The organism is Streptomyces sp. ML-6 (assembly GCF_030116705.1).
Lineage (GTDB): Bacteria > Actinomycetota > Actinomycetes > Streptomycetales > Streptomycetaceae > Streptomyces.
Genome location: NZ_JAOTIK010000001.1, coordinates 5008955 through 5031617 on the forward strand (window position 1 = coordinate 5008955; position 22663 = coordinate 5031617).

General features: G+C 71.8%; 18 protein-coding genes. 10 read left to right on the forward strand and 8 right to left on the reverse strand.

Going from position 1 to position 22663, the window contains the following annotated elements; all coding sequences use genetic code 11:
- Positions 1-95: 95 nt before the first annotated feature.
- Positions 96-1838, forward strand: coding sequence for an NHL repeat-containing protein (locus OCT49_RS22490; protein ID WP_283853640.1), 1743 nt, complete (start codon positions 96-98; stop codon positions 1836-1838).
- Between the two features lie 270 nt (positions 1839-2108).
- On the opposite strand, the gene OCT49_RS22495 is transcribed toward OCT49_RS22490, so the two are convergent.
- The 3 genes from OCT49_RS22495 to OCT49_RS22505 form a co-directional block, all read right to left on the reverse strand.
- A complete protein-coding gene (locus OCT49_RS22495; protein ID WP_283853641.1) occupies positions 2109-2510 on the reverse strand; it encodes an SCO4983 family protein in 402 nt (133 codons plus the stop codon).
- Between the two features lie 101 nt (positions 2511-2611).
- Positions 2612-3823 (reverse strand): pyridoxal phosphate-dependent aminotransferase, encoded by a 1212-nt coding sequence (locus OCT49_RS22500; protein ID WP_283853642.1) that lies wholly within the window; start codon positions 3821-3823, stop codon positions 2612-2614.
- A 252-nt stretch (positions 3824-4075) separates the two neighbouring features.
- Positions 4076-4909 carry an arylamine N-acetyltransferase family protein gene (locus OCT49_RS22505; protein ID WP_283853643.1) on the reverse strand — a complete coding sequence of 278 codons (834 nt, stop codon included), beginning with the start codon at positions 4907-4909 and terminating at the stop codon, positions 4076-4078.
- Between the two features lie 246 nt (positions 4910-5155).
- Between OCT49_RS22505 and OCT49_RS22510 the strand changes: the two genes are divergently transcribed.
- Positions 5156-6022: an AraC family transcriptional regulator gene (locus OCT49_RS22510; RefSeq protein ID WP_283853644.1), complete on the forward strand. Its 867-nt coding sequence runs from the start codon at positions 5156-5158 to the stop codon at positions 6020-6022.
- 165 nt (positions 6023-6187) lie between these two features.
- The gene (locus OCT49_RS22515) at positions 6188-7075 is read left to right on the forward strand and encodes a S1 family peptidase (RefSeq protein ID WP_283853645.1); all 888 of its coding nucleotides are present in this window, start codon (positions 6188-6190) and stop codon (positions 7073-7075) included.
- 186 nt (positions 7076-7261) lie between these two features.
- Here the strand turns inward: OCT49_RS22515 and OCT49_RS22520 are convergent, their stop codons facing one another.
- A complete protein-coding gene (locus OCT49_RS22520; RefSeq protein WP_283853646.1) occupies positions 7262-8074 on the reverse strand; it encodes a TetR/AcrR family transcriptional regulator in 813 nt (270 codons plus the stop codon).
- 84 nt (positions 8075-8158) lie between these two features.
- Here OCT49_RS22520 and OCT49_RS22525 point away from each other — a divergent pair, with 84 nt between their 5' ends.
- On the forward strand, positions 8159-8995 hold the full coding sequence (locus OCT49_RS22525) for a siderophore-interacting protein (protein ID WP_283853647.1): 837 nt from the start codon (positions 8159-8161) through the stop codon (positions 8993-8995).
- Between the two features lie 21 nt (positions 8996-9016).
- Here the strand turns inward: OCT49_RS22525 and OCT49_RS22530 are convergent, their stop codons facing one another.
- Both OCT49_RS22530 and OCT49_RS22535 read right to left on the reverse strand, forming a co-directional pair.
- The gene (locus OCT49_RS22530) at positions 9017-10648 is read right to left on the reverse strand and encodes an N-acyl-D-amino-acid deacylase family protein (protein ID WP_283853648.1); all 1632 of its coding nucleotides are present in this window, start codon (positions 10646-10648) and stop codon (positions 9017-9019) included.
- Positions 10649-10810: 162 nt separating this feature from the next.
- Positions 10811-12151, reverse strand: coding sequence for an alanine racemase (locus OCT49_RS22535; RefSeq protein WP_283853649.1), 1341 nt, complete (start codon positions 12149-12151; stop codon positions 10811-10813).
- 169 nt (positions 12152-12320) lie between these two features.
- Between OCT49_RS22535 and OCT49_RS22540 the strand changes: the two genes are divergently transcribed.
- From OCT49_RS22540 to OCT49_RS22555, 4 genes are all read left to right on the forward strand, one after another.
- A complete protein-coding gene (locus OCT49_RS22540; RefSeq protein ID WP_283853650.1) occupies positions 12321-13463 on the forward strand; it encodes a sugar kinase in 1143 nt (380 codons plus the stop codon).
- Complete coding sequence (locus OCT49_RS22545; protein WP_283853651.1) at positions 13460-14221, forward strand: IclR family transcriptional regulator; 762 nt, start codon at positions 13460-13462, stop codon at positions 14219-14221. The genes OCT49_RS22540 and OCT49_RS22545 overlap by 4 nt, the downstream gene beginning before the upstream one ends.
- A gap of 6 nt (positions 14222-14227) precedes the next feature.
- Positions 14228-14638, forward strand: coding sequence for a RidA family protein (locus OCT49_RS22550; RefSeq protein ID WP_283853652.1), 411 nt, complete (start codon positions 14228-14230; stop codon positions 14636-14638).
- A gap of 212 nt (positions 14639-14850) precedes the next feature.
- Positions 14851-16326: a GntP family permease gene (locus OCT49_RS22555; RefSeq protein ID WP_283853653.1), complete on the forward strand. Its 1476-nt coding sequence runs from the start codon at positions 14851-14853 to the stop codon at positions 16324-16326.
- Between the two features lie 21 nt (positions 16327-16347).
- Here OCT49_RS22555 and OCT49_RS22560 read toward each other — a convergent pair whose 3' ends face one another.
- Together OCT49_RS22560 and OCT49_RS22565 are read right to left on the reverse strand one after the other, a co-directional pair.
- The gene (locus tag OCT49_RS22560) at positions 16348-18531 is read right to left on the reverse strand and encodes a protein kinase domain-containing protein (RefSeq protein ID WP_349632800.1); all 2184 of its coding nucleotides are present in this window, start codon (positions 18529-18531) and stop codon (positions 16348-16350) included.
- A gap of 19 nt (positions 18532-18550) precedes the next feature.
- Positions 18551-20287: a chitinase gene (locus OCT49_RS22565; protein ID WP_502963402.1), complete on the reverse strand. Its 1737-nt coding sequence runs from the start codon at positions 20285-20287 to the stop codon at positions 18551-18553.
- Between the two features lie 717 nt (positions 20288-21004).
- On the opposite strand from OCT49_RS22565, the gene OCT49_RS22570 reads away from it, so the two are divergent.
- Together OCT49_RS22570 and cpaB are read left to right on the forward strand one after the other, a co-directional pair.
- A complete protein-coding gene (locus OCT49_RS22570) occupies positions 21005-21871 on the forward strand; it encodes a hypothetical protein (RefSeq protein WP_283853655.1) in 867 nt (288 codons plus the stop codon).
- A 75-nt stretch (positions 21872-21946) separates the two neighbouring features.
- On the forward strand, positions 21947-22657 hold the full coding sequence (cpaB, locus tag OCT49_RS22575; protein ID WP_283853656.1) for a Flp pilus assembly protein CpaB: 711 nt from the start codon (positions 21947-21949) through the stop codon (positions 22655-22657).
- The last annotated feature ends 6 nt before the right edge of the window (positions 22658-22663 follow it).

The following is a 22663-nucleotide window of genomic DNA, read 5'->3' on the forward strand; positions in this document are numbered from 1 at the left end:
GACTTGCGCACACAACCTCCACAACGATTCGATGTTCCTTCACATCGCCTCCGGCTCGGTCGGCCGGAGGCCAACAGATCTTGTGGGGGACTCAGTTGAGCAAGAACCGGCACCATGTACGCATCGCGGCGACGCTGGCCGCGCTGACCCTCGGCACCGCGGGCCTCACCGCGGTCGCACCCCCGGCCGCCCGCGCGGCCGACGGCACCGTGCCCGGCGACACCGTGGCAAAGCTGCCGATCTCCTCGTACGCGGCGATGGTCGTCGACTCCGTGCACGAGCGGGTCTACGTGACGGATGGTCAGGACCGCAGCACGAACAACCAGGTCCACATCTACAACTTCCAGGGCCAGAGGACCGGATCGCTCGCCGTCGGCACCGTCCCGTCAGGGATGGCCCTGAGCACGGACGGCGGGACGCTCTACGTCTCGCAGTCCTCGGCCGTCCTGGCCTTCGACACCGTGACCTGGGAGCGCACCGGCGCCGTCTCCACCGCGACCGCGCCGACCTGCCCGCGCGACGTGGCCTTCGCCGGCGGCAAGGAGTGGCACGCCGAGACGCCGTACAACGGAACCGACTGCGCCGCCTTCCGGAGCACGCTCTACGGTGCGGCGGGCAGCGCGTCGGTCAGCACCGGGTGGAACGCGGCGAGCCGGCTGCGGCTGGAGAGCGACCCCGAGGTCCCGGACCGTCTGGTGATGGCGCAGACCCGCACCGCCACCGAGACCAACCCCTTCGTCACCACGTTCGACGCGAGCGGCGACACCCTGGTGCGCGGTCCCGAACGACGCTTCGCCGACGCCCAGGGGCAGGGCGGCCTCGACATGAAGGACGTGGCGCAGTCCCCCGACGGGCGGCGGATCGCGGTCGCCGACGCCGCGTACGGCACCCGGCTCCTGGAGGCCGCCGACCTGTCCGACGCGCCCGTCCCGTACCAGCCGCTGCCCGAGGGGGCCAAGGCGTCGGCCGTCGCGTTCAGCGGCGACGGCACGTACATCGCCCGGGGCGCCGCCGCCACCGGGGGCACGGCCGACCTGCTGGTGCAGCCCGCCGACCCGGCGTCCGGCCGGGCCCCGCTGGAGTTCGCCTTCGAGGGAGTGCTCGACGGGGACCGGGTCGCGCCGCGCGGCCTCGGCTGGTCGAAGGACGGCTCGCGGTTGTTCGCCGTCACCACCAACACCTCCGGCACCGAGTACTGGCTGCACGTCATCCAGCCCCCGGCCGCCCAGTACGACTCCCGCTTCACCGGCGGCCTCTCCACCACCCCGGGCCGGCCCGTCGTCGGCGAACCGGTCGGGATCAGGGGCCGGCTGGAGCTGGACGGCCCCGCCCCCGCCGAACCGGTCCGGGTGACGGCGGTGCGGCACGACGCGAACGGCGACCGCAGGCTCGCCGCCGCCGAGGTCGAGGCCGACGGCTCGTTCACCGTCCTCGACGTCCCGTCCCTGGTCGGCGACGCCACCTACACCGTCTCCTTCACCGGCGACGTCACCCACCGCCCGGCCGAGGACGTCACGCTCGCCGTCACCGTCGACAAGGCCCCGACCGCCATCGCGCTCCGGGCGCCGACGGAGGCGACCAAGAGCGCGGGCCTGACGATCACCGGCACCCTGACCGGGCAGGGCAGGGCGCTGCCCGCCGGGATCACGCTGTCCGTGGTGCGCACCGACCGGAAGGGCACCGGCACGCTGACCTCGGCCGCCGTCGCCGCCGACGGCACCTTCACCGTCAACGACCTGCCCCGGGCCATCGGAGAGGTGACGTACGAGATCGGCTACGCGGGCGACGACCTGCACAGCGGATCGACGGCGTCGGCGACGGTACGGGTCCGTCGCTGACCACGGCCGCGCCGCACCGGGACGGGTGGTTCCGGTGCGGCGCGGGGGCCCGCGGAGGGCAGGCGGTTCCGGTGCGGTGGAGTGCGGCCCGGGGCGGGCGGTTCCGTTCCGGGCGGTTCTGTTCCGGGTGCGGGGCGAAGGGTGCCCGGCGCGGGGCTGAGGGTGCCTGGCGCGGGGGCGAAGGGTGCCCGGAGCAGGGGTGAGTGGCGCCCGGTGCGGGGGTGAGGGGCGCCCGGTCCACGCGCCTCGGCGGCGTGCGGACCGGGGCCGTCAGTGGGCGCCGACCAGCCGCGCGGGCGCGGCGGGCGCGGCGACGGCCGCCGCGTGGGCGTCCATGCGCCCGGCCGCGAGGATCGCCGCGGCGGTGTCGGCGCGGGACGCGGCCACCACCAGCGCACGGCCCGCCAGGGCGTGGGCGCGGCGGTGCAGCGCGGCTGCGGATGCTTCGGTCCGGCCGGCGTGCCGGGCGGGCGCCGCGCCGCGCAGCCTGGCGACCTGTTCGGCGATGCGGTCGCCCGCCTCGCCGAGGCCCAGCTCGTCGGTGACCGCGAGAAGCGCGGCCAGGTGCCCGGCGAGCTGGATGTCCAGCTCCTCCTCGCGGGAACGATGCGGGAAGTCGTCGGCGTGGTCGGCCGGTGTGTGGACCGATTTGGTGCGGATCGGTTCGTACATGGATGGCCTCCTGGTGGTGCTGTGGAACCATCCTACATTGGATTGAGTCTAAAGTTGACTGCGATCGATCCGGGGATCGCCCCCGAGCCCGCCGCCGGTCGTCAGGGCTGGCCGTACCCGTCCAGGAAGTGGGCGATCCGGTTGACCGCGTCCGTCAGGTCCTCGGTCGAGGGCAGCGTCACGACCCGGAAGTGGTCGGGCTCCGGCCAGTTGAACCCGGTGCCGTGCACCACCATGATCTTCTCGGCCCGCAGCAGGTCGAGGACCATCTGCCGGTCGTCCTTGATCTTGTAGACCTTGGGGTCGAGGCGCGGGAAGAGGTACAGCGCCCCCTTCGGCTTCACGCAGGTCACGCCCGGGATCCGGGTCAGCAGCTCGTACGCGGTGTCGCGCTGCTCCAGCATCCGCCCGCCCGGCAGCACCAGGTCGTCGATCGACTGCCGCCCGCCGAGCGCGGTGGCCACGGCGTGCTGCGAGGGCATGTTGGCGCAGAGCCGCATGTTGGCGAGGATCGTCAGCCCCTCGATGTACGAGGAGGCGTGCGCCTTCGGGCCGCAGACGGCCAGCCAGCCCGACCGGTAGCCGGCCACCCGGTAGTTCTTGGAGAGCCCGTTGAAGGTGAGCACCATCAGGTCGGGCGCGATGGTCGCGGTCGGGACGTGGACCGCGCCGTCGTACAGGATCCGGTCGTAGATCTCGTCGGAGCAGACGACCAGGTTGTGGCGCCGGGCGATCTCGGTCAGCCCGCGCAGCATCTCCTCGTCGTACACCGCACCCGTCGGGTTGTTCGGGTTGATGATCACCAGCGCCTTGGTGCGGTCGGTGATCTTCCGCTCGATGTCGGCGAGGTCCGGCATCCAGTCGGACTGCTCGTCGCACCGGTAGTGCACGGCCGTGCCGCCGGCCAGCGAGACCGAGGCGGTCCACAGCGGGTAGTCCGGGGCGGGTACGAGCACCTCGTCGCCGTCGTCGAGCAGCGCCTGCATCGACATCTGGATCAGCTCGGACACGCCGTTGCCCAGGTAGACGTCCTCGACGTCGAGCTCGATGCCCTTGGTCTGGTAATGCTGCACCACCGCCCGCCGCGCGGACAGCAGGCCCTTCGCGTCGCCGTAGCCGTGCGCCCCGGCGAGATTGCGCAGGATGTCCTCGAGGATCTCGGGCGGGCACTCGAAACCGAACGCGGCGGGGTTGCCGGTGTTCAGCTTGAGGATGCGGTGACCGGCTGCCTCCAGCCGCATCGCTTCCTCCAGCACGGGGCCCCGGATTTCGTAACAGACGTTGGCGAGCTTCGTGGACTGGATGACCTGCATGTCCGGGAGCTTACGACCGCGCCCCGCGTGCCGCCGGGGCTTTCCCGCCGGGGTGGGCCCACCCGGGTGGTCCGGTGCGCCGGACGTGTCTTCCATAGCCATGCATCCCCCGTCCCGGACCGTGGGAACGCCGGGCGGGGACGGGGGCCGGGCTTCGAATGGGGTGGATCGGGGGCGTGACGAACACGGACGGGTGAGATGGGCCACGTGGCGGGACCGGGGCGGGCGGGACCGGGGCGGCGGCCCCGGTCCTCACTCCGGCAGTCGGGTGCCCGGGGGCAGATGGATGTCGAACCCGGTGGCCAGCACCCGCAGCACCTCGTCGCCGTCCGCCAGCTCGCGCTCCTCGCGGCCGCCGTCGTCGGTCGTGGTCACGAACGTGCGGCCGGTCAGCGACAGGTGCGCGCCCGGGACGGTCCGCTGCGCGTACACGCCGGACGAGAAGGGGGAGCGCGGGTTGGTCGCGATGTGCCAGTTGATGACCTCGTAGTCCGGCGCCTCGAAGGGCTCCAGGGTGAAGGCGTACTGCGGCTCCCAGCTCCCGTCGGCGGCGAGCGTCCGCAGCTCCCACAGCTCCAGCGGCCCGTCGTGCGGGACGGTCACGAGCCGGTGGCGGCGCGGTGCGTCGTGCACCTCGGCGCCCGCGACCAGCGGGATCGGCTCCAGCAGTGAACCGGGGGAGCCGAAGCCGACATCGGCCAGGTACGGGGTGGACCCGCCCGGTATCCGTACCGCCATCAGCATGTGGGTGCGCGGCCGGACGTCCCCGGGCCGGGCCCCCACCACGACCCGCGCGCACAGCCGGGTGACCTGGAACCCGAGCGCGGTCAGCGCGGCGGCGAACAGGGTGTTGTGCTCGTAGCAGTACCCGCCGCGCCGGCCGCGCACGAGCTTCGCCTCCAGGTCGGCGATCGCGAGCGAGGGCGCGCTGCCGAGGACCGGGTCCAGGTTCTCGAAGGGGATGCCCAGGGCGTGGGCGCGGTGCACGGAGCGCAGCACCTCCGCGGTCGGCTCGCGCGTCCCGCTCCAGCCGATGCGATCGAGGTAGGCGTCGAGGTCGGGCAGGTGCTCGCGGTCGGAAGTCATGTTCCCGACAGTACGCAGCGCGGGCGGCCGGCCGCCTCCGTCCCGGGGCGGAGGGGCCCTGGTCCCCGAGTCGCGGTCCGCCGGTCGCGGTCGCCGGTCCGCCGGAACCGGAGGCCCGCCCCGGCGCACCCCCGCACCCCGCACCCCACCTGACTGCGCCTCACCCGACCGCACCGGGCACAGGATGTCGGGTCGGGGCGGGTGCGCCGTTCCTAACGTGGTGACCCGCAAGGGAAGGAGTCCGGGGTGCTGGACAAGCTGAACCAGGCCATGGAGCACATCGAGGGCCGTCTCGACCGGCGGATCGAGGTGACCGAGCTGGCACGGATCGCCATGACGTCGGAGTACCACTTCCGGCGGATGTTCTCCGCGCTGGCCGGGATGCCGCTGTCGGAGTACGTCCGGCGCAGGCGGCTGACGCTCGCGGGGGCCGAGGTGCTCGCGGGGGAGCGGACGCTGCTGGAGATCGCCGTCCGGTACGGCTACTCCTCGGGGGAGGCGTTCGCGCGGGCGTTCCGGGCCATGCACGGCGTCGGTCCGGGCGAGGCCCGGCGGGTCGGTGCGGCACTGCGCTCGCAGCCCCGGATGTCCTTCCGCCTCGTGGTCGAAGGGAGCAGCAGCATGGAATACCGGATCGTGACGAAGGGCGAGTTCCGGGTGGTCGGCAGGAAGGCGCGGGTCCCCCTGGTGCACGAGGGCGTCAACTGGGCCATCGCCGAGTTCGTCCGGGGCATCGGCAAGGAGGCCGTGGCGCGCATCGCGGCACTGTCCGACCAGCAGCCGGAGGGCATCGTCCAGGTCAGCGACAATCTCGCGGAGGGCCGCGCGGAGGGGACCGAATTCGACTATTACCACGCCGTGGTGACCGGTGCGAACGCGCCGGACGACCTGGACGTGCTGGTGGTCGCGGCGGGCACCTGGGCCGTCTTCGAGAACTCCGGGCCCTTCCCGGAGGCGCTCCAGTACCTGTGGCGGGACGTGTTCACCCAGTGGTTCCCGTCCAATCCGTACCGGAGCCGGCCCGGTCCCGAGATCCTGCGCACCAGGCCCTCGCCCGACGGTGCGCGGGCCGAGGCGGAGCTGTGGATCCCGGTGGAGCCGACCGCCTCCTGAGGCCCGGCTCGAAGGCCGCCGTCGGGCCCGGCGGTTCGAGGACGGCTTGAAACCGCCCCTTGTGGGGGCCCCTCCAGTACGCCAACATGCGCATGTCAAAACCGAAGGAACTTCGGTGGCAGGGGCCATTCGGACCCTGCACATACGCCTGGAGGGGACCCCCACATGAAAAAGCCTCTCGTCGGTGCGCTGTTCGCCGTTCTGCTCCTCGGAGCGGGTGTCGCTCCGGCGACCGCGGCCACCGCCCAAGAAACGACGTCGCCCAGCGCGGTCAAGGAGAAGGCCAGGCCCGCTGCGGTCAAGGAGAAGGCCAGGCCCAAGGCGGTCAACTTCGCCGGAACCGTGGCGCTGAGCAACTGTTCCGGCTCCGTCGTCCGCACCCCCGACTCCCAGCCCGACGATCCCGCGCTCGTGCTCTCCAACGGGCACTGCATGGAGACGGGATTCCCCGGGCCGGGCGAGGTCGTGGTCGACCAGCCGTCCAGCCGGAGCTTCACCCTGCTGAACGCCTCGGGCAGCGGCGTCGGCACCCTGCGCGCGAGCAAGATCTCGTACGGGACGATGACCGACACCGACATATCGGTGTACCAACTCACCCGCACCTACGCCCAGATCGAGAGCACCTACGGCATCAAGGCGCTGGAGCTCAACGCCGCGCACCCGGTCGAGGGCACCGCGATCACGGTCGTGTCCGGCTACTGGAAGCGCACGTACTCCTGCAACATCGACGGCTTCGTCTACCGCCTCAAGGAGGGGGCGTGGACCTGGAAGGACTCGGTCCGCTACACCTCCGCCTGCCGGACCATCGGCGGTACGTCCGGCTCCCCGGTGGTCGACAACGCGACCGGCAAGGTCGTCGCCGTCAACAACACCGGCAACGAGAACGGCCTGGAGTGCGCGGACAACAACCCGTGCGAGGTCGACGAGAACGGCGACGTGACTGTGCGCGAGGGCATCAACTACGCCCAGCAGACCTACGGTCTCGTGCCGTGCATCGGCGCCGGCAACGAGTTCGACCTCGACCGGCCGGGATGCGAACTGCCCAAGCCGTGAACGGGTGAACGACCGCTCGTAAACGACCGCTCGTGAACGTATGCGTGTCGTGAACGTATGCGTGTCGTGAACGTACGTGTGTGACCGCCGCGATGCCCGACGGGGTGTCGCGGCGGTCGTGTTGTGCGTAGGGGGTGCGTACTCGTACGGCCTGGGCCCGCCCCGCTGTGATCCGCCCCGCCCCGCTCAGGGTGTCCCGGCGCGGCGGACCGCCGCCTCGATCCCGTCCAGCAGGACGTCGAGCCCCGCCTCGAACGTCCTCCGCGCCTCGCGCTCCAGGTGCGGCATGCCGTCCGTCGACGACGGGTCCGGGGGCGGCGGGGCGGACGCGCGTTCCATCGCGCTCAGGCTCGGGTAGCGCTCCGCGAAATCGGGCGCCACCTCGCCCAGCAGCGCCGAGCGGGCGAACCACCACTCCTCGTCCGGCTCGCCCGTCGCCGCCGCGGCCTGCCGCGCCTCGGCGACCGTCCCGGCGCAGCCCCGGACGAAGTGGGACAGCGTCCCGGCCAGCCGCCGCACCACGGCCGCGTCGAGCCCGGTCCCGCTCAGCAGGCGCACCAGGGTGTCCAGTGCCGCGTACTCGTGCGGGCCGAGGACCGGGCGGGCCTGGGAGACCCGGAGCACCCAGGGGTGATGCAGCTGGAACGCGAGGGTGTCCCGCGCCCAGTCGGTGAGCGCCGCGCGCCAGTCGCCGGTGTCCGGGTAGTGGGTGGGCAGTTCGGCGTGGACGGCGTCGTACATCAGGTCCAGCAGTTCGTCCTTGCCGGGGACGTAGGTGTAGAGCGCCATCGCCGTACGCCCCAGCCGCTCGCCCACCGCGCGCATCGAGAGCGCGGCCATCCCCTTCTCGTCCGCGACGGCGACGGCGGCGGCCACGATCGCGTCCACGCTCAGCGCGGGCCGGGGGCCGGGGCGCCGGTCCTGCTCCTCCGGCCGGCCGGCGCGCCACAGCAGGGACATCGACCGGCGGGCGTCGCCCTGCCCGGCAAAGACCACCACTTGCAACTCCTTACGCCGTAAAGTAACTTCCCCGGGGTAATTCCTTACGTCGTAAAGTATCAGTCGGAGAGGGTGGGATCCGCGATGGGGCAGGCGTTGGCGGTGTCGTACGTACGGGTCGTGGGCGTGGAGCGGATCACCCCGCGCACGGCGCGCGTCGGCTTCGCCGGGGACGCGCTGGCCGGGCTCATGGAGGACCGGCCGGACCAGCAGATGAAGCTCTGCTTCCCGCGGGAGGGGCAGGACGTCCCCCGGCTGCCGGAGCCGGACGCCGACGACGCGTACGGGATGCGCTGGTACGAGGCGTACCTGGCGATCCCGGAGCCCGAGCGCCCGCTGATGCGGAGCTTCACCGTCCGCGGGTACGACCCCGGCTCCGGCCTGATGACGGTCGATTTCGTGCTCCACGGCGAGGAGGGGCCGGCCGCCCGCTGGGGCCGGCGGGCCCGTCCCGGCGACGTGCTCGGCATGGTCGGCCCGTCGTCCGCGTACGCCCGTCCGCTGCCCGCCGCCGACTGGCTGCTGCTGGCCGGGGACGAGACGGCGCTGCCCGCGATCGGGACGATCCTGGAGGCCCTGCCGGCGGGGGCGCGGGCGCTGGTCCGGGTCGAGGTGGCCGACGAGGCGGAGGAACTGCCGCTCGACTCGCCCGGTGACGTGAGCGTCCGGTGGGTGCACCGGGACCGGGGCGGGTCGTTGCCGCACGCGGTGCGGGACACCCCGCTGCCCGCCGGGTCCGGGGCCGCGTGGCTGGCCGGCGAGGCGTCGACGGTCCGGGCCCTGCGCCGCCACCTGGTCGAGGAGCGCGGCATGGGCCGCGGGGCCGTGGAGTTCAGCGGCTACTGGCGCCGCAGCCTCACCCAGGACGACGTCCCGACCGAGGAGGACCTGGCCTGGGCGAGGGAGCGGACGGCGGAGTAGGCGGCGGAGCAGGCGGGGGCCTCACGGGGTGTTCCGGGTGCGCCCCGCTCCCCGTACGGCCCGGCCCGCGAGGACCTGGGTGCGGTGGCCGTCCTCGATGACGAACCGGCCGTCGATCAGCACGTGCGGGATGCCGACCGGCAGGGTGCGCGGCTCCTCGAAGGTCGAGCCCGCCGCCACCGTCGCCGGGTCGAAGAGCACCAGGTCGGCCCGGTAGCCCTCGCGGACGTACCCGCGGTCGGTCAGCCGCAGCCGCTTCGCCGGGCGCGAGGTGAGGTGGGCGACGCACTCCTCCAGGGTGAGGATGCCCAACTCCCTGACGTACCGGCCGAGATACTGCGGGAACGTGCCGTAGGCGCGCGGGTGCGGCTTGTCGCCCTGGAGGATGCCGTCGCTGCCGCCGGTGTGCACCCGGTGGCGCATGATCTGCCGCACGTTCTCCTCGTGGCCCACGTGCTGGAGGATCGTCGAGCCGAGCCGGTCCTCGACGAGCAGCCGGCGGGCGGTCGTCCAGGGCGCCTCGCCGCGCAGCCGGGCGGACTCGGCGACCGTGCGTCCGACGTGGTCGGCGAGGGCGGGCGCGCCGACGCCCGAGATCTCGATGGTGTCCCACTCGATCGGCACCCCGTGGCAGCCGTCCGAGCCCACCACCTCCAGGTGGTGCCGGACGCGTTCGGCCGTCGCGTCGTCCGCGAGGCGGGCGAGCACCGCGTCCGGCCCGCCCTCGCCCGCCCAGCTCGGCAGCATCGCGACGAGGGTCGTGCAGCCGGGGGTGTACGGGTAGGTGTCGAGGGAGATGTCCGCGCCCCCGTCGAGCGCGTCGTCGAGCAGGGCGAGCAGTTCGGGCGCCCGGCCCTCGTTCACCCCGAAGTTCATGGTGGCGTGGGCGAGATGGAGGGCGCAGCCCGCGTTCCGGGTGAGTCGCACCATCTCCTCGTACGCCTCGAGCGCGCTCGCCCCGTACGAGCGGTGGTGCGGGCAGTAGTAGCCGTCGTACTCGGCCACCACCCGGCACAGTTCGGTGAGTTCGGCGTCGTTCGCGTACATGCCGGGGGTGTACGTGAGCCCGGAGGACATGCCGACCGCGCCCTCCGCCATGCCCCGGGCGACGAGTTCCTTCATCCGGGCCAGTTCGGCGCCGGTGGCGGGGCGGTCCTCCCAGCCCATCGCGTACATCCGGACGGTGCCCTGCGGGATCAGGTAGGCGGCGTTGACCGCGATGCCCCGGCCGTCGGGGCCGCGGTCCAGCCGGTCGAGGTACTCGCCGACCGTGCGCCAGTCGAAGTCGATGTCGTCGCCGTTGCCGTTCCAGCCGGCGATGGAGCGCCGGACCTCGGCGAGCGTCCGGTCGTCGACCGGCGCGTACGACAGCCCGTCCTGGCCGAGGACTTCGAGGGTGACGCCCTGCGCGGCCTTCGCACTGTGGTCCGGGTCGCGGAGCAGGGCGAGGTCGCTGTGCGCGTGCATGTCGACGAAGCCGGGGGAGAGCGCGAGCCCGTCGGCGTCGAGGACGCGGCGGGCGATGGGGCGCGGGCCGGGGGCGCCCTCGGGGTGGATCTCGGCGATCCGGCCCTCGGTGATGGCCACGTCGGCCCGGCGGCCGGGGCTGCCGGTGCCGTCGACGACGTGGGCGTTGCGGATGACGAGGTCCATGGAGGCTCCCGGGTCGGGCCACCCCGGTGACGGGGGAGCGGGGGCGAGTTCCTGCGCGGTCGAGGAGGAGGGGCCGGGGCGAAGTCCGGTCGCGGGGCGGGCCCCGGTCGCGGGGCGGGGGAGGGGGAGGGGAGCCGTCCCGCGGGGCGGCTCCCCCGCGCGTCAGAAGAACGTGCGGACGAAGTCGACGACCGTCCCGTCCTCGGCGACCAGCGGAATCAGCTGCCACTTGTCGAAGCTCGTGCACGGGTGGGACAACCCCATCCCCACCCAGTCGCCGACCTCCAGCTCCGCCTCCGGCCCGGTGCGCACCCAGGTGTGCTGGTCCGACAGTCCGCTGACCGTGACGCCGGTCGCGGGCCGGACCGTGCCGTCGCGGCCGGAGCGCACGACCTGTGCCTCGGGGAGGTCGAGGTCGTACGCCGCGTCCCGCTTGCCCGCGTTCAGGAACGCCTGCTCGGGGGAGGGGCGGGAGACCACCTGCGCCCACAGCCGGAAGGCGGGACGCAGGGCCCCCTCCTCGGGGACGCGGTTGAACGGGGTGAGGTGGCGGTAGTGGCCGTCGTCGTGCGAGACGTACGCACCCGAGCGCAGCAGCTTCAGCACCGGCGCGGAGAGCTCCGGGACCTGCGCGAACACGTCCGCCACCGCGTCGAACCACGCACTGCCGCCCGCGCTGATCACGATCTCCCCGCCGGCCTCCGTCGCGGCCGCGAACCGGCCCGCCCGGTCGAATTCGACGGTCAGCGCGACGAGCCGGTGCAGCCACTGGCGCACCCGCTCGCCGGACGCGTCCGGCACCTCGCCCTCGTAACCGGCCACGCCCACCAGCCGCAGCGTCCCGGTCGCGGCCACCGCGTCGGCGACCGCCGCGCACTCGGCCTCGGTACGGGCGCCGGTGCGCGCCCCCTCGCCCGCGCCCAGCTCCACGACGACGTCGACGGGACGGGTGGCGCCCGCGGCCCGCAGCGCCTCGTCCATCAGCTCGACGCCGCGCACCGAGTCCACGTAGCAGACGAAGCGGAACTCCGGATCGGCGTCCAGTTCGCCGGCCAGCCAGCGCAGGGCGGCCGCGTCGACCAGTTCGTTGGCGAGGAAGATCCGCCGGATCCCGTACGCCCGGTAGACCCGCGCCTGGTGCGGCACCGCCGCGGTGATGCCCCAGGCGCCGCGCTCCAGCTGGCGGGCGAAGAGCTGCGGGGACATGGAGGTCTTGCCGTGCGGGGCGAAGGCGAGCCCGTGGCGTTCCGCGTACGTCTCCAGGAGGTCGAGGTTGTGCTCGACGGACTCGGCGGACAGGGCGAGCACCGGGGTGGTGAAGCCCCCCGTGAAGAGGTCGCGCCGCTCGGCGGCGAGGGCGCCCACGGTCAGGCCCTCCGCGTCGGGCGGAAGCGCCTTGAAGCGGTGGTCGACCGGCTCGTCGGAGAGTCCGGCCACGGAACGGTCGGCGGCCAAGGGGGCCTCCTCGATCGAAGTAGTCGTTGCATCATGTGCAACACCCATTGCGTATATCGCTTAACGCTGTCTAACATCCGAGCCGACGCCGGGTCAATGGCGGGTACCACCGCCGCGCCCCGGGCCACCACCCACCGCGCCCCGAACCGCATCACCGGGCCGTACCACCGAACCCGCGTCACCGAGCCGTACCCCCGAACCCGCGAGGAGCCCCCGAGTGTCCGGAACCCCGGCCAGGACCACCGACGCCGCCACGGCCACCGAAGTCGTGTGCCTCGGCGAGTCCATGGTGACGTTCCTGCCGTCGCAGCCCGGACGCCTCGCCGACGTGCCCTCCTTCGGCCGCGGCATCGGGGGCGCCGAGTCCAACGTCGCCTGCGCGCTGGCCGCCGCCGGGCACCGGGCGGCCTGGGTGAGCCGGGTCGGCGCGGACGGCTTCGGGGACCACCTCGTCGAGGCGATCACCGGATACGGGGTGGACACCTCCGCCGTGCGGCGCGACCCGGCGCGGCCCACCGGGATCTACTTCCGCACGGCCACGGACCGGGCCGCCGACGTGCACGAGGTCGCCTACTACCGGGCCGGGTCCGCCGCCTCCGCGATGTCCCCGGACAACGTCCCGTACGAGGCGCTGCTCGCCGGCCGGGTCCTGCACCTGTCCGGCATCACGGCCGCGCTCTCCGCCGACTGCTTGGCCCTGCTGCGCGACCTGACCGCCCCCCGGCCCGGCCGCCCGCTCGTCTCCTTCGACGTCAACCACCGGCCGGGCCTGTGGCGGGACGGGGCGGAGCCGTCCGTCCTGCTCGACCTGGCGCGCGGCGCGGACCTCGTCTTCGTCGGCGAGGACGAGGCGGAGGAGGCGTGGGACGTGCGGGGCGCCGAGGCGATCCGCGCGGCCCTGCCGGAGCCGGAGGTGCTGGTCGTGAAGCGGGGGTCGGAGGGCGCCACGGTCTTCTCGCGCGCGGCCTTCTCGCATGCTGCGGGGGCCGATTCCGGTACCGGAGCCGACTCCCGTACCGAAGCCGATTCCCGTACCGAATCCGGCGCCGGCACCGACTCCCGGGCCGATGCCGTCACCGTCGTCCCCGCGCTCCGGGTCGACGTCGTCGCCCCCGTCGGCGCCGGTGACGCCTTCGCCGCCGGGTTCCTCTCCGCCACCCTCCGCGGCCTGCCGGTGCGCGACCGGGCCCGGCACGGCCACCTCATGGCCGCCGCCGTCCTCACCGTCCCCGGCGACCTCACCGATCCGCCCGCCCGTGCGCACGCCGACGCCCTTGCCGCCCTGGACGACGGGGCCTGGGGGAGACTTCGTCTCGGCCCCGGCTGGACGGGGGAGGACCAGGAGGTACGTACGACATGAGTCAGACCGTCGACCGGGCGCTGAGCATCCTGCCGCTGCTCGCCCAGGGACCCGCCGACCTCGGACAGGTCGCCGAGCGGCTCGACGTCCACAAGTCCACGGCGCTGCGCCTGCTCCGCACGCTCCACGAGCACGGACTCGTCTACCGCCAGCAGGACCAGCGCTACCGCCTCGGCGCCCGGCTCTTCGCCCTGGCGCAGGAGGCCGTCGAGAACCTCGACGTACGGGAGATCGCCCACCCCCACCTCGTCGAACTCAACGAGAACTGCGGGCACACCGTCCACCTCGCGGTGTACGAGGAGCAGGAGGTCCTCTACATCGACAAGGTCGAGAGCCGCTACCCGGTCCGGATGTACTCGCGGATCGGCAAGCCCGTCGCGATCACCGTCGCCGCCGTGGCGAAACTGCTGCTCGCCGACCTCCCCGAGCCCGAGCGGCGCGCCGTCGCCGAGAAGCTCGACTACCCCATGTACACGTCCCGTTCGACCCCGAACGCCGGTGCCTTCCTCAAGGAGCTCGCCGTCGTCCGCGAACAGGGCTGGGCCACCGACCTCGGCGGCCACGAGGAGTCCATCAACTGCATCGGCGCCCCCATCCGGGGAGCGGACGGGCGGGTCGTCGCAGCGATGTCGGTCTCCGCGCCCAATGTCGTCGTCACGGCCGAGGAACTCCTCACCCTGCTCCCCCTGGTGCGGCGCACCGCCGAAACCATCAGCCGGGAGTACTCCGGTACCGACAACCGACCCAAGAAAGCCTGAACAGCCATGACCGAGAAGATCGCCCTCACCCCGAGCACCCACACCACGCCCCCCGCGAAGTTCTCGCACGGGGTGAAGAAGGGGAACATCCTCCAGGTCGCCGGCCAGGTCGGCTTCCTGCCCGCCGTCGAGGGCCAGGCCCCGACCCCCGCCGGCCCGACCCTGCGCGAGCAGACCCTCCAGACCTTCGCCAACGTCAAGGCGATCCTGGAGGAGGGCGGCGCGAGCTGGGACGACGTGATGATGATGCGCGTCTACCTCACGGACGTGGACCACTTCGCCGAGATGAACGAGATCTACAACGCCTACTTCGCCGAGCAGAACCTGACGCAGCCCCCGGCCGCCCGCACGACGGTCTACGTCGGCCTCCCCAAGGGCCTGCTCATCGAGATCGACGCCCTCGCGGTCCTCGGCTGACCTTCGCGGTTCTCGGCCGGTCCTCGCGTTCTCGGCCGGTCCTCGCGGTCCTCAGCCGACCTGACCGATCCGGCCGACCCGACCGATCCCTTTGTCACACCCGCTCCGCCACCCCCTCCACCCCCTCGCGCACGGCACGGCGCTTCATCCCATGAAAGCGCCGTGCCGCGCTCCACCGCACCCAAAAGCCGTCTCCGAACACGGAGTTGCCCATGTCGCTCGCCGCTTCCCCGCAATCGGCCGAGGCGCCACCCCACACCGGTGGTCTCCTCCTGCTCGTCGACGGCACCGCCGGTCTGCTGACCGTCGCCGCCCTCGGCATCGCGCTCCTCCTCTTCCTGATCATCAAGGTCAGGCTGCAGCCGTTCGTCGCGCTGCTCGCCGTCTCCATAGCCGTCGGCCTCGGCGCCGGTCTCTCCGTCACGGAACTCTTCGGCACGGTCCAGAAGTCCGCCGCCGTCTCCGTCATCGAATCCGGCATGGGCGGCATCCTCGGCCACGTCGCCATCATCATCGGCCTCGGCACGATGCTCGGCGCGATCCTGGAGGTCTCCGGCGGGGCCGAGGTGCTGAGCGCCCGCCTGCTGAACCTCTTCGGCGAGAAGCGGGCCCCGCTCGCCATGGGTCTGACCGGCCTCATCTTCGGCATCCCGGTCTTCTTCGACGTCGGCATCTTCGTCCTCGCGCCGATCGTGTACGCCGCCGCGAAGCGCTCCGGAAAGTCGATCCTGCTCTACGCGATGCCGCTGCTGGCGGGCCTCTCCATGACCCACGCCTTCCTGCCGCCGCACCCCGGCCCGGTCGCCGCCGCCGGACTCTTCGAGGTCTCCCTCGGCTGGGTCATCCTGATGGGCGCCGTCGTCGGCATCCCGTCCGTCCTCGCCGCCTGGGGCTACGCCGCCTGGATCGGGAAGCGGATCTTCGTCGCGGTCCCGCAGGACATGGTCGAGGCCGCCGAGGAGGCGAAGGCCGCGGTCGCCGCCGAACAGCGGGAGGCCGGGGTCACCCCGCGCGAGGAACCGGTCGCGCTCGCCACCGTGCTCACGATCATCGGCACCCCGCTGGTGCTGATCCTCGCCGCGACGTTCTCCTCCATCGCGCTGGACCCCTCCACCCCGCGCTCGGTCATCGAGTTCTTCGGCAACCCCTTCGTCGCCCTGACGATCGCGCTGCTGCTCGCCTACTACCTGCTCGGCATCCGGCGCGGCTGGTCCCGCAAGTCCCTGGAGACGGTGTCCACCTCCTCCCTCAAGCCGGTCGGCAACATCCTGCTGGTCGTCGGCGCGGGCGGGGTCTTCGGCGCCGTCCTCAAGGGCAGCGGCATCGCGAACGCGCTCGCGGACACCTTCAACGACGTCGGTCTGCCCGTCATCCTGCTCGCCTGGCTGATCTCCGTGGTGCTGCGCGTCGCCCAGGGCTCGGCGACGGTCGCCATCGTCACCACCGCCGGCATCGTCGTCCCCCTGGTCGAGGGACAGGACCTGTCGCAGGCCCACCTGGCGCTGATCATCATGGCGATCTCGGCCGGCTCGATCTTCGCCTCGCACGTCAACGACGGCGGCTTCTGGATGGTGTCGAAGTACTTCGGCATCTCCGAACGCGACACCCTGAAGTCCTGGACGGTCCTGGAGACGGTCCTGTCGGTCGCGGGCTTCGTGGTGGCGGCGCTGCTGAGCCTGGTGATCTAGCCGGCGGTTCCCCGTCCGGCCTCAGGCCGGGCTGACGCAGACGATGTTCTTGCCGCCGTCCACCTTCCAGTACCAATAGCGCTGCCCGCCGTTCGCCGGGCAGATCTGACCGCGGTACGACTTGGGCGCCCGGTAGTAACCGGTGATCTGTGCGATCGACTGGCCCGCGACGGGCACCTTGTCCGAGTTGCAGCTCCAGACCACCAGCAGATCGGCGTTGCCGTTGCCGTCGAGGTCGGCGGGGAAGCACTGGCCCTTGCGGAACTGACGGCTCAGGCACAGCGTTGTGTTCATGTCGTCGTTCGCGGCGTGGTACCACCTGCCGCGACCGTTCCCCGACGGGCAGGGGTCGGAGGTGCCGCCGGTCGAGGAGGCGCGGGTGACGTGGACGTACGCGTTGGCGGAGTCGCAGTCGACCGGGACGGGCACGGTGGAGTTCCAGTTCCCGTGCCCGTCGGCGTAGGCGTTGAGGCACTGACCGCTGCGTACGGACCGGAACGCCCGGTCCGTGGCGTCGGCGGTCGGGGTGGGCGTCGGCGTCGGCGTCCAACTCCGGCTCGCCGAGGAACCGTAGGAACTGCCGGTGGTCGAGGTGCTGGTGGTGTCCGTTTCCCAGGGCCGCCAGAAGAAGAGGACGAGAATGGCGAGCGGGATGAGTATCCAGGCGTCGTTGGAGGACTTCTTCGCCGCCGGCGTGGGTGTCGGTGCGGGTTCGGGCTTGGGCTCGGAGCGGGTCGAGGACGACGACGGGGTCGAGCCCGAGGCGGACGACGTGGCGCGGGCGCGCCGTGCGTTCCGCGTCTTCTCAGCCCGCGCCTTTTCGGCCCGCGCCTTCTCGGCCCGCGCCTTTTCGGCCTTCTCCTTCTCCGCGCGTTCTCTCTCCGCCCGTTCCTTCCGCGCGCGTTCGCGCTGCGCATGCTTCTCGGCGCGCTCGCGTTCGGCGCGTTCGTGCTCCTTAGCGGCGCGCTCCCGTTCGCGTTCCGCCGTGTACATCCGGGTGGGGTTCGGCGGTGGTATCACGCTCGTGCGCTGGTCCACGGTCAGGGCGTCCGGGTCGATCCGGTTCGCGCGGGTCAACTCCCGGCCCTGGGCCGCGTACTCCCCGATCAGTGCCGTCCAGCGCGGCGGCAGCCAGCGGTTCCCGCCGCGCGTGGTGGGCATCCCGGCCTGGTCCTTGCGGAACCGGGCAAGCAGTTCGGCGGGTGCGGGGCGTTCGGCGGGGTCGGTGGCCAGGCAGGGGCGGATCGTCGGTACGAGTTCCTTGGGCAGTCCGCCGAGGTCGAGTTCGCCGCGCTGGACGCGGGCGAGCAGGCGCAGGGTGTCGCCGTCCGCGGTGTAGGGCGGGCGTCCGGTGGCGAGCAGGAACAGCGTGGCGCCCAGCGAGTACACGTCGGAGGCCGCCGTCGACGCCTCGCCGCGGGCCTGTTCGGGCGAGGTGAAGGCGATCGTGCCCAGAGTCAGGCTGGTACGGGTGAGGTCGTCGGCGTGCGAGATGCCGAAGTCGATGACCCGGGGGCCGTCGAGCGGGAGCAGTACGTTCTGCGGTTTCACGTCGCGGTGGACGATGCCCTCGCGGTGGAGGGTGACCAGCGCCTCGGCCGTTCCGGCGGCGATCCATCGCACCGCCGATGCGGGCAACACCCCGCAGGTGCGGGTGAGTTCGGCGAGCGAGGGGGCGGCGATGTAGTCGATGGCCATCCAGGGCCGTTCGGCGTCCGGGTCGGAGTCCCGTACGCGCGCCGTGTACGCGCTGTCGATGCGCTGGGCGAGTTTCACCTCGCGGGCGAAGCGCCGCCGGTCGATGTCACTGACGTGCCCCTCGGCCAGCAGTGTTTTCACCGCGACGAGACCCCGGCCGCCGCGCTGGTCGTCGCGGGCCAGATAGATCCGTCCCATGCCGCCGGACGCCAGCCGTCCGATCAGCCGGTACGGCCCGAGAGCCGTCGGATCGTCCGTGTCCAGTGCTCGCACCCGTGCCGCGGCCATGTCATTCCCCCCGTCGCACCGCCATCGCGCCCCACAACGGTGCCACGAGTGTGCCCGAACGGCCATGGAACGCGGGAAGTCCCGGGCACTCTGTTGCCGGTCCGCGACATGCCCGGCCACCGAACCCAGCCACCGGCCCGGCCCGGACCGCGCCCCGCGACATGCAGACGTACAGACATGCAGCAGCGCCGCCGGGGGAGCGGCGGCGCTGCTGGTCATGGATGTGCCGGGCCAGTGGCTACGGCAGGCCGTGCACGTGCGGGCCCACCGCGTTCGACCAGGCGTTGCCCGACTTGGCGTCCCAGGCGGTCGACCAGGTCATCGCACCGCGGATGTCCGGGTACGTCTTCGAGGGCTTGAAGGAACCGCAGTTGGTGCCGGAGGCCAGGCAGTCCAGGGCCGCGTTCACCACCGACGGGGAGACGTAGCCGCCGCCCGCGGCGCTCGGCGAGGCGGGGACACCGAGACCGACCTGCGACGGGGCGAGGCCGCCCTCCAGCTGGATGCAGGCGAGCGCGGTGAGGAAGTCCACCGAGCCCTGCGAGTAGACCTTGCCGTCACAGCCGAGCATCGCACCGCTGTTGTAGTACTGCATGTTGACGACGGTCAGGATGTCCTTGATGTTGAGCGCCGTCTTGAAGTACTCGCCCGCGGTCGACTGCATGTCGATGGTCTGCGGGGCCATGGTGATGACGAGGCCGGGGCCCACCTTCTGCGACAGGGAGCGCAGCGCCTTCGTCATGTACGTGGAGTTGAGGCCGTTCTCCAGGTCGATGTCGACGCCGTTGAAGCCGTACTCCTGGATCAGCGCGTGGAGCGAGTTGGCGAAGTTGGTCGCCGAGGCGTCGCTGTTGACGGAGACGGTGCCCTTCTCGCCGCCGACCGAGATGATGACGTTCTTCCCGGCCGCCTGCTTCGCCTTGATGTCGGCCCTGAACTGGTCGTCGGTGTAGCCGTTCAGCCCGGCGGTGTCCAGGTTGAAGGTGACGGCGCCCGGGGTGTTCGTGGCGTCGGCGAAGGAGACCGCGATGATGTCGTAGTTCGCGGGCACGTCGCTGAGCTTCTGCACGGTCGCGCCGTTGTTGAAGTTCTGCCAGTAACCGGTCACCGCGTGCTTGGGCACCGCGGGGCCGGGGCCGGGCTCGCCGCCGCCCTCCTTGGCGGTGCGGGCGCTGACCGTGGCGGACTTGCCGGACTCGCCGGCCGCGTTGGTGGCGCTCACCGAGAACTGGTACTCGGTGTCGGCGGCCAGTCCCGTGACCGTCGCCGAGGTCCCGGTGGTCGTGGTCGCCTTCGTGCCGTTGCGGTAGACGGTGTAGCCGGTCGCGCCGGGCACCGCGTTCCAGGACAGGGCGATGGAGGAGGCCGTGGTCGTGCCGACGCCGAGACCGGCGGGCGGTGCGGGAACCTCGGGTTCGGGGTCGGGGCCGCTGCCGCCGTCGGGGCCGTTGACGGACACGTCGTCCACCAGATAGGCGGCCTGGCCGTACCAGCCGTGCGTGTAGACGTCGACCGACGTGGTGTTCGGGCCGGTCTTGAAACTGGTGGTGATCTGGGTCCAGCTGCCGGAGCCGGGGGACCAGGTGGACACGTCGGTGGTTCCGGTGCCGCTCGCTCCGAGGTACGCGTAACCGCCCTGCACCCAGGAGCTGAGCGTGTACGTCGAGTCGGGCTTCACGGACACGGTCTGGGTGCACCGGGCGGTGCCCTGGCCGGTCGGGGTGGCCTGGAGCGCGGAGGTGCCGCCGTGCACCGGGGAGGAGACGGTGGTGGCGGTGCCGCCGGTACAGGACCAGTTGGCGAGCCCGGACTCGAAGCCCGCGTTCTTGGCGACGTTGACGTCGGCGGCCTGGGCGCTGCCGGTCATGCCCGTGGCGGTCAGCGCACCGGCCGCGAGGACGGCCGTCGCGATGCCGGCGAACGGGCGGTTGTAACGCCTGCGGATTCTGCGTCCGTTGACGGGGGAAGGTTCCACTTGCTGCCTCCGTGGGGAGTCGGGGGATGCCTGCCGGGGTACCTGGGGATGAGCCGGCGGGGTGGACCGGCGGCACTTCGGAACGGCCGGGAGGTGACGGGCAGATGAAGAGGAGACGGAGTAGGTGAACGGTGGCCACCGCTGGCCGACAAAACTGGTCCAGACCAATCAAGTTGTCAAGACCTCTGGCGGCGGAGGCTGCGACGGGCGGGTCTGTTCGGCCCTTCGGAACAGGTCCGCCGGGAGTCCGCGAACGGCCTCGGCGGAACCCCGTGAATACCCCCGGAGGGGTAGCGGAACGGCCCCTTCCAACCTGTGGATTGACGTTTTGTTGCAGCCTCGCAACCTCATGCGGGTGAAGTGCCGGGGGTGTCCGGACAGTGACGAACCACCCCTCATCGGAGGGAGGGGTGAATCCCCCTTCACCGCCCTGACGTGCGGCGATGAATTTCTTGACCAGGTAACCGGAAGGTGTATCGGTAACCCTCCGCAGTTGTACAGAAGTTGACGATTTTCGATTTGATCCGATTTAGCACCGCGACGTTGCGCGGGCGCCTCGCACACGTTGTCGGACTGGCCTCTGAAAAGTGTTCTCTGCCAGGTAAGACGTGGATAAAGTGCTGAGGCAGAACCGCGGAGCAGGAGCGATTGCGACCGACGTCATGACCGGCGTCGGTCGGAGCCGAAACGGGGAACAGCGTGCCGACCGCAATAGCAGTGACCAGTGCTGACCTGGTACTACCTCCGACCGATCAGCAGACGCCGACAGCCGCCCTGCTGCAGGCTCCGGACGCCCAGGCCCTGGAGATGGCCATCGGCGACATGCACGTGCTGCTCGAACAGCACGGCTATGTCGTCGCCGTCTATCCGACCGGCATCTCCTCCGCCCACGAGCGTCGGCTCTACTCCGTCCGCGCCGTCCTGGAGAGCGATCGCATCGCCCTGGTGAAGGTGGACCTGCCGCCGCTGGGCGTGGCCGTGCTCGTACGGCAGTTGCGCCAGCTGTCCATCTGCGACTTCAGCCCGGGAGTGGTCGCCTCCGCCGCCCGGCTGCTGACGCACTACATCCACGCGGGTGCCCTGCTGCACTCGGTCGCCAAGTTCGACCGGGTCCCGGTCGACCTCAGGACGCACGCCCAGTCCTGGGTGCCCGGCTCCCAGTTCGCCGTGGTCGCGGCCCCCGAACCGCAGCTCGTCAAGGTCGGTCCGAAGGCGGAACCCCCGACCGGCCCCGAGTTCGCCACTCATCTGATGACCGCCAAGGGGCAGTCGCAGTCCGAGTGGGTGAAGGAGACCCTCGCGCCCGCGTGGAAGGTCCAGTCCGTCCACGAGGCCGCGCTCCCCTCCGCCTCCCCCGCCTGGTGGGGAACCGGAAAACTGGTGGAATTCGCCGCCTACCTGCCAGACCTCTCCGTCCTGTACCAGCTGGTCTCCTCCGTACGCCGGGAGAACTGTCACTGGTGCGGGATGGAACTCATCGGTGACCGCTGCGGGTTCTGCTCCTCCCCGCTTCCCGCGGCCGAGAACCGAACGCACCAAGCCGGTGTCCTCAGCCATGGAGCGCTCGCACCACCGCAGTCCTAGCGCTTCCGCTTTCCTCCGTAGACGCCCTTCCGTCCGCTGCCCCACGCATCCGAATCGAACGAGGTTGTCCGGCCCATGAACTCCCGTCAGCGCCGCGGCGTGATACTCCTGCTCTTGTCGGTTCTGTGCGCCTTCGGCGCCTTCGCCGGCGTGCTCTCGGTCATCAGCGATGTCAACTCCAAGGTCGGGCCGGAGGTCTCGGCCTACCAGCTGAAGTCCGACGTGGCCCCCTACACCGCCCTGTCCGCCGGACAGTTCGAGAAGATCTCGATGCCCAAGCGCTGGCTGTCCACCAACGCGGTGACGGACCTCTCCGAGGTCAACGGCAAGATCGCCGTCACCCAGCTGCGCAAGGGCTCGCTGCTCCAGTCCGACATGATGCAGCGGCGCCCCGAACTGCAACCCGGGGAGCAGGAGATCGCCATCATGATCGACGCCGCGACCGGGGTCGCGGGCAAGATCACCCCCGGCGCCACCGTCAACATCTACGCCACCTTCGCCGGTGAGCGCGACGGCGACCCCTCCCAGTCGAAGGTCATCGTCTCCAACGCCAAGGTGCTGGACGTCGGCAAGCTGACCGCCCTGGAGCCCCGCACCGATGGCACCAAGTCCAACATGGGCACCGAGGCCGTTCCGATCACCTTCGCGCTCAACACGCTCGACACCCAGCGCATCGCCTACGCCGAGTCCTTCGCGGAGCACGTACGCCTCGCGCTCCTGGCCTCCGGCAGCGACAGCACCATCCGCCCCGGCGACCGCACCTACACGCTCAACAAGGACAAGTGAGGATCG

Excerpts from the sequence above, each read along its gene's own strand:
- OCT49_RS22495 (WP_283853641.1), bottom strand. The coding sequence starts at position 2,510 with ATGTACGAACCGATCCGCACCAAATCGGTCCACACACCGGCCGACCAC.
- OCT49_RS22500 (WP_283853642.1), bottom strand. The coding sequence starts at position 3,823 with ATGCAGGTCATCCAGTCCACGAAGCTCGCCAACGTCTGTTACGAAATC.
- OCT49_RS22505 (WP_283853643.1), bottom strand. The coding sequence starts at position 4,909 with ATGACTTCCGACCGCGAGCACCTGCCCGACCTCGACGCCTACCTCGAT.
- OCT49_RS22515 (WP_283853645.1), top strand. The coding sequence starts at position 6,188 with ATGAAAAAGCCTCTCGTCGGTGCGCTGTTCGCCGTTCTGCTCCTCGGA.
- OCT49_RS22525 (WP_283853647.1), top strand. The coding sequence starts at position 8,159 with ATGGGGCAGGCGTTGGCGGTGTCGTACGTACGGGTCGTGGGCGTGGAG.
- OCT49_RS22530 (WP_283853648.1), bottom strand. The coding sequence starts at position 10,648 with ATGGACCTCGTCATCCGCAACGCCCACGTCGTCGACGGCACCGGCAGC.
- OCT49_RS22535 (WP_283853649.1), bottom strand. The coding sequence starts at position 12,151 with ATGGGTGTTGCACATGATGCAACGACTACTTCGATCGAGGAGGCCCCC.
- OCT49_RS22545 (WP_283853651.1), top strand. The coding sequence starts at position 13,460 with ATGAGTCAGACCGTCGACCGGGCGCTGAGCATCCTGCCGCTGCTCGCC.
- OCT49_RS22550 (WP_283853652.1), top strand. The coding sequence starts at position 14,228 with ATGACCGAGAAGATCGCCCTCACCCCGAGCACCCACACCACGCCCCCC.
- OCT49_RS22555 (WP_283853653.1), top strand. The coding sequence starts at position 14,851 with ATGTCGCTCGCCGCTTCCCCGCAATCGGCCGAGGCGCCACCCCACACC.
- OCT49_RS22560 (WP_349632800.1), bottom strand. The coding sequence starts at position 18,531 with ATGACCAGCAGCGCCGCCGCTCCCCCGGCGGCGCTGCTGCATGTCTGT.
- cpaB (WP_283853656.1), top strand. The coding sequence starts at position 21,947 with ATGAACTCCCGTCAGCGCCGCGGCGTGATACTCCTGCTCTTGTCGGTT.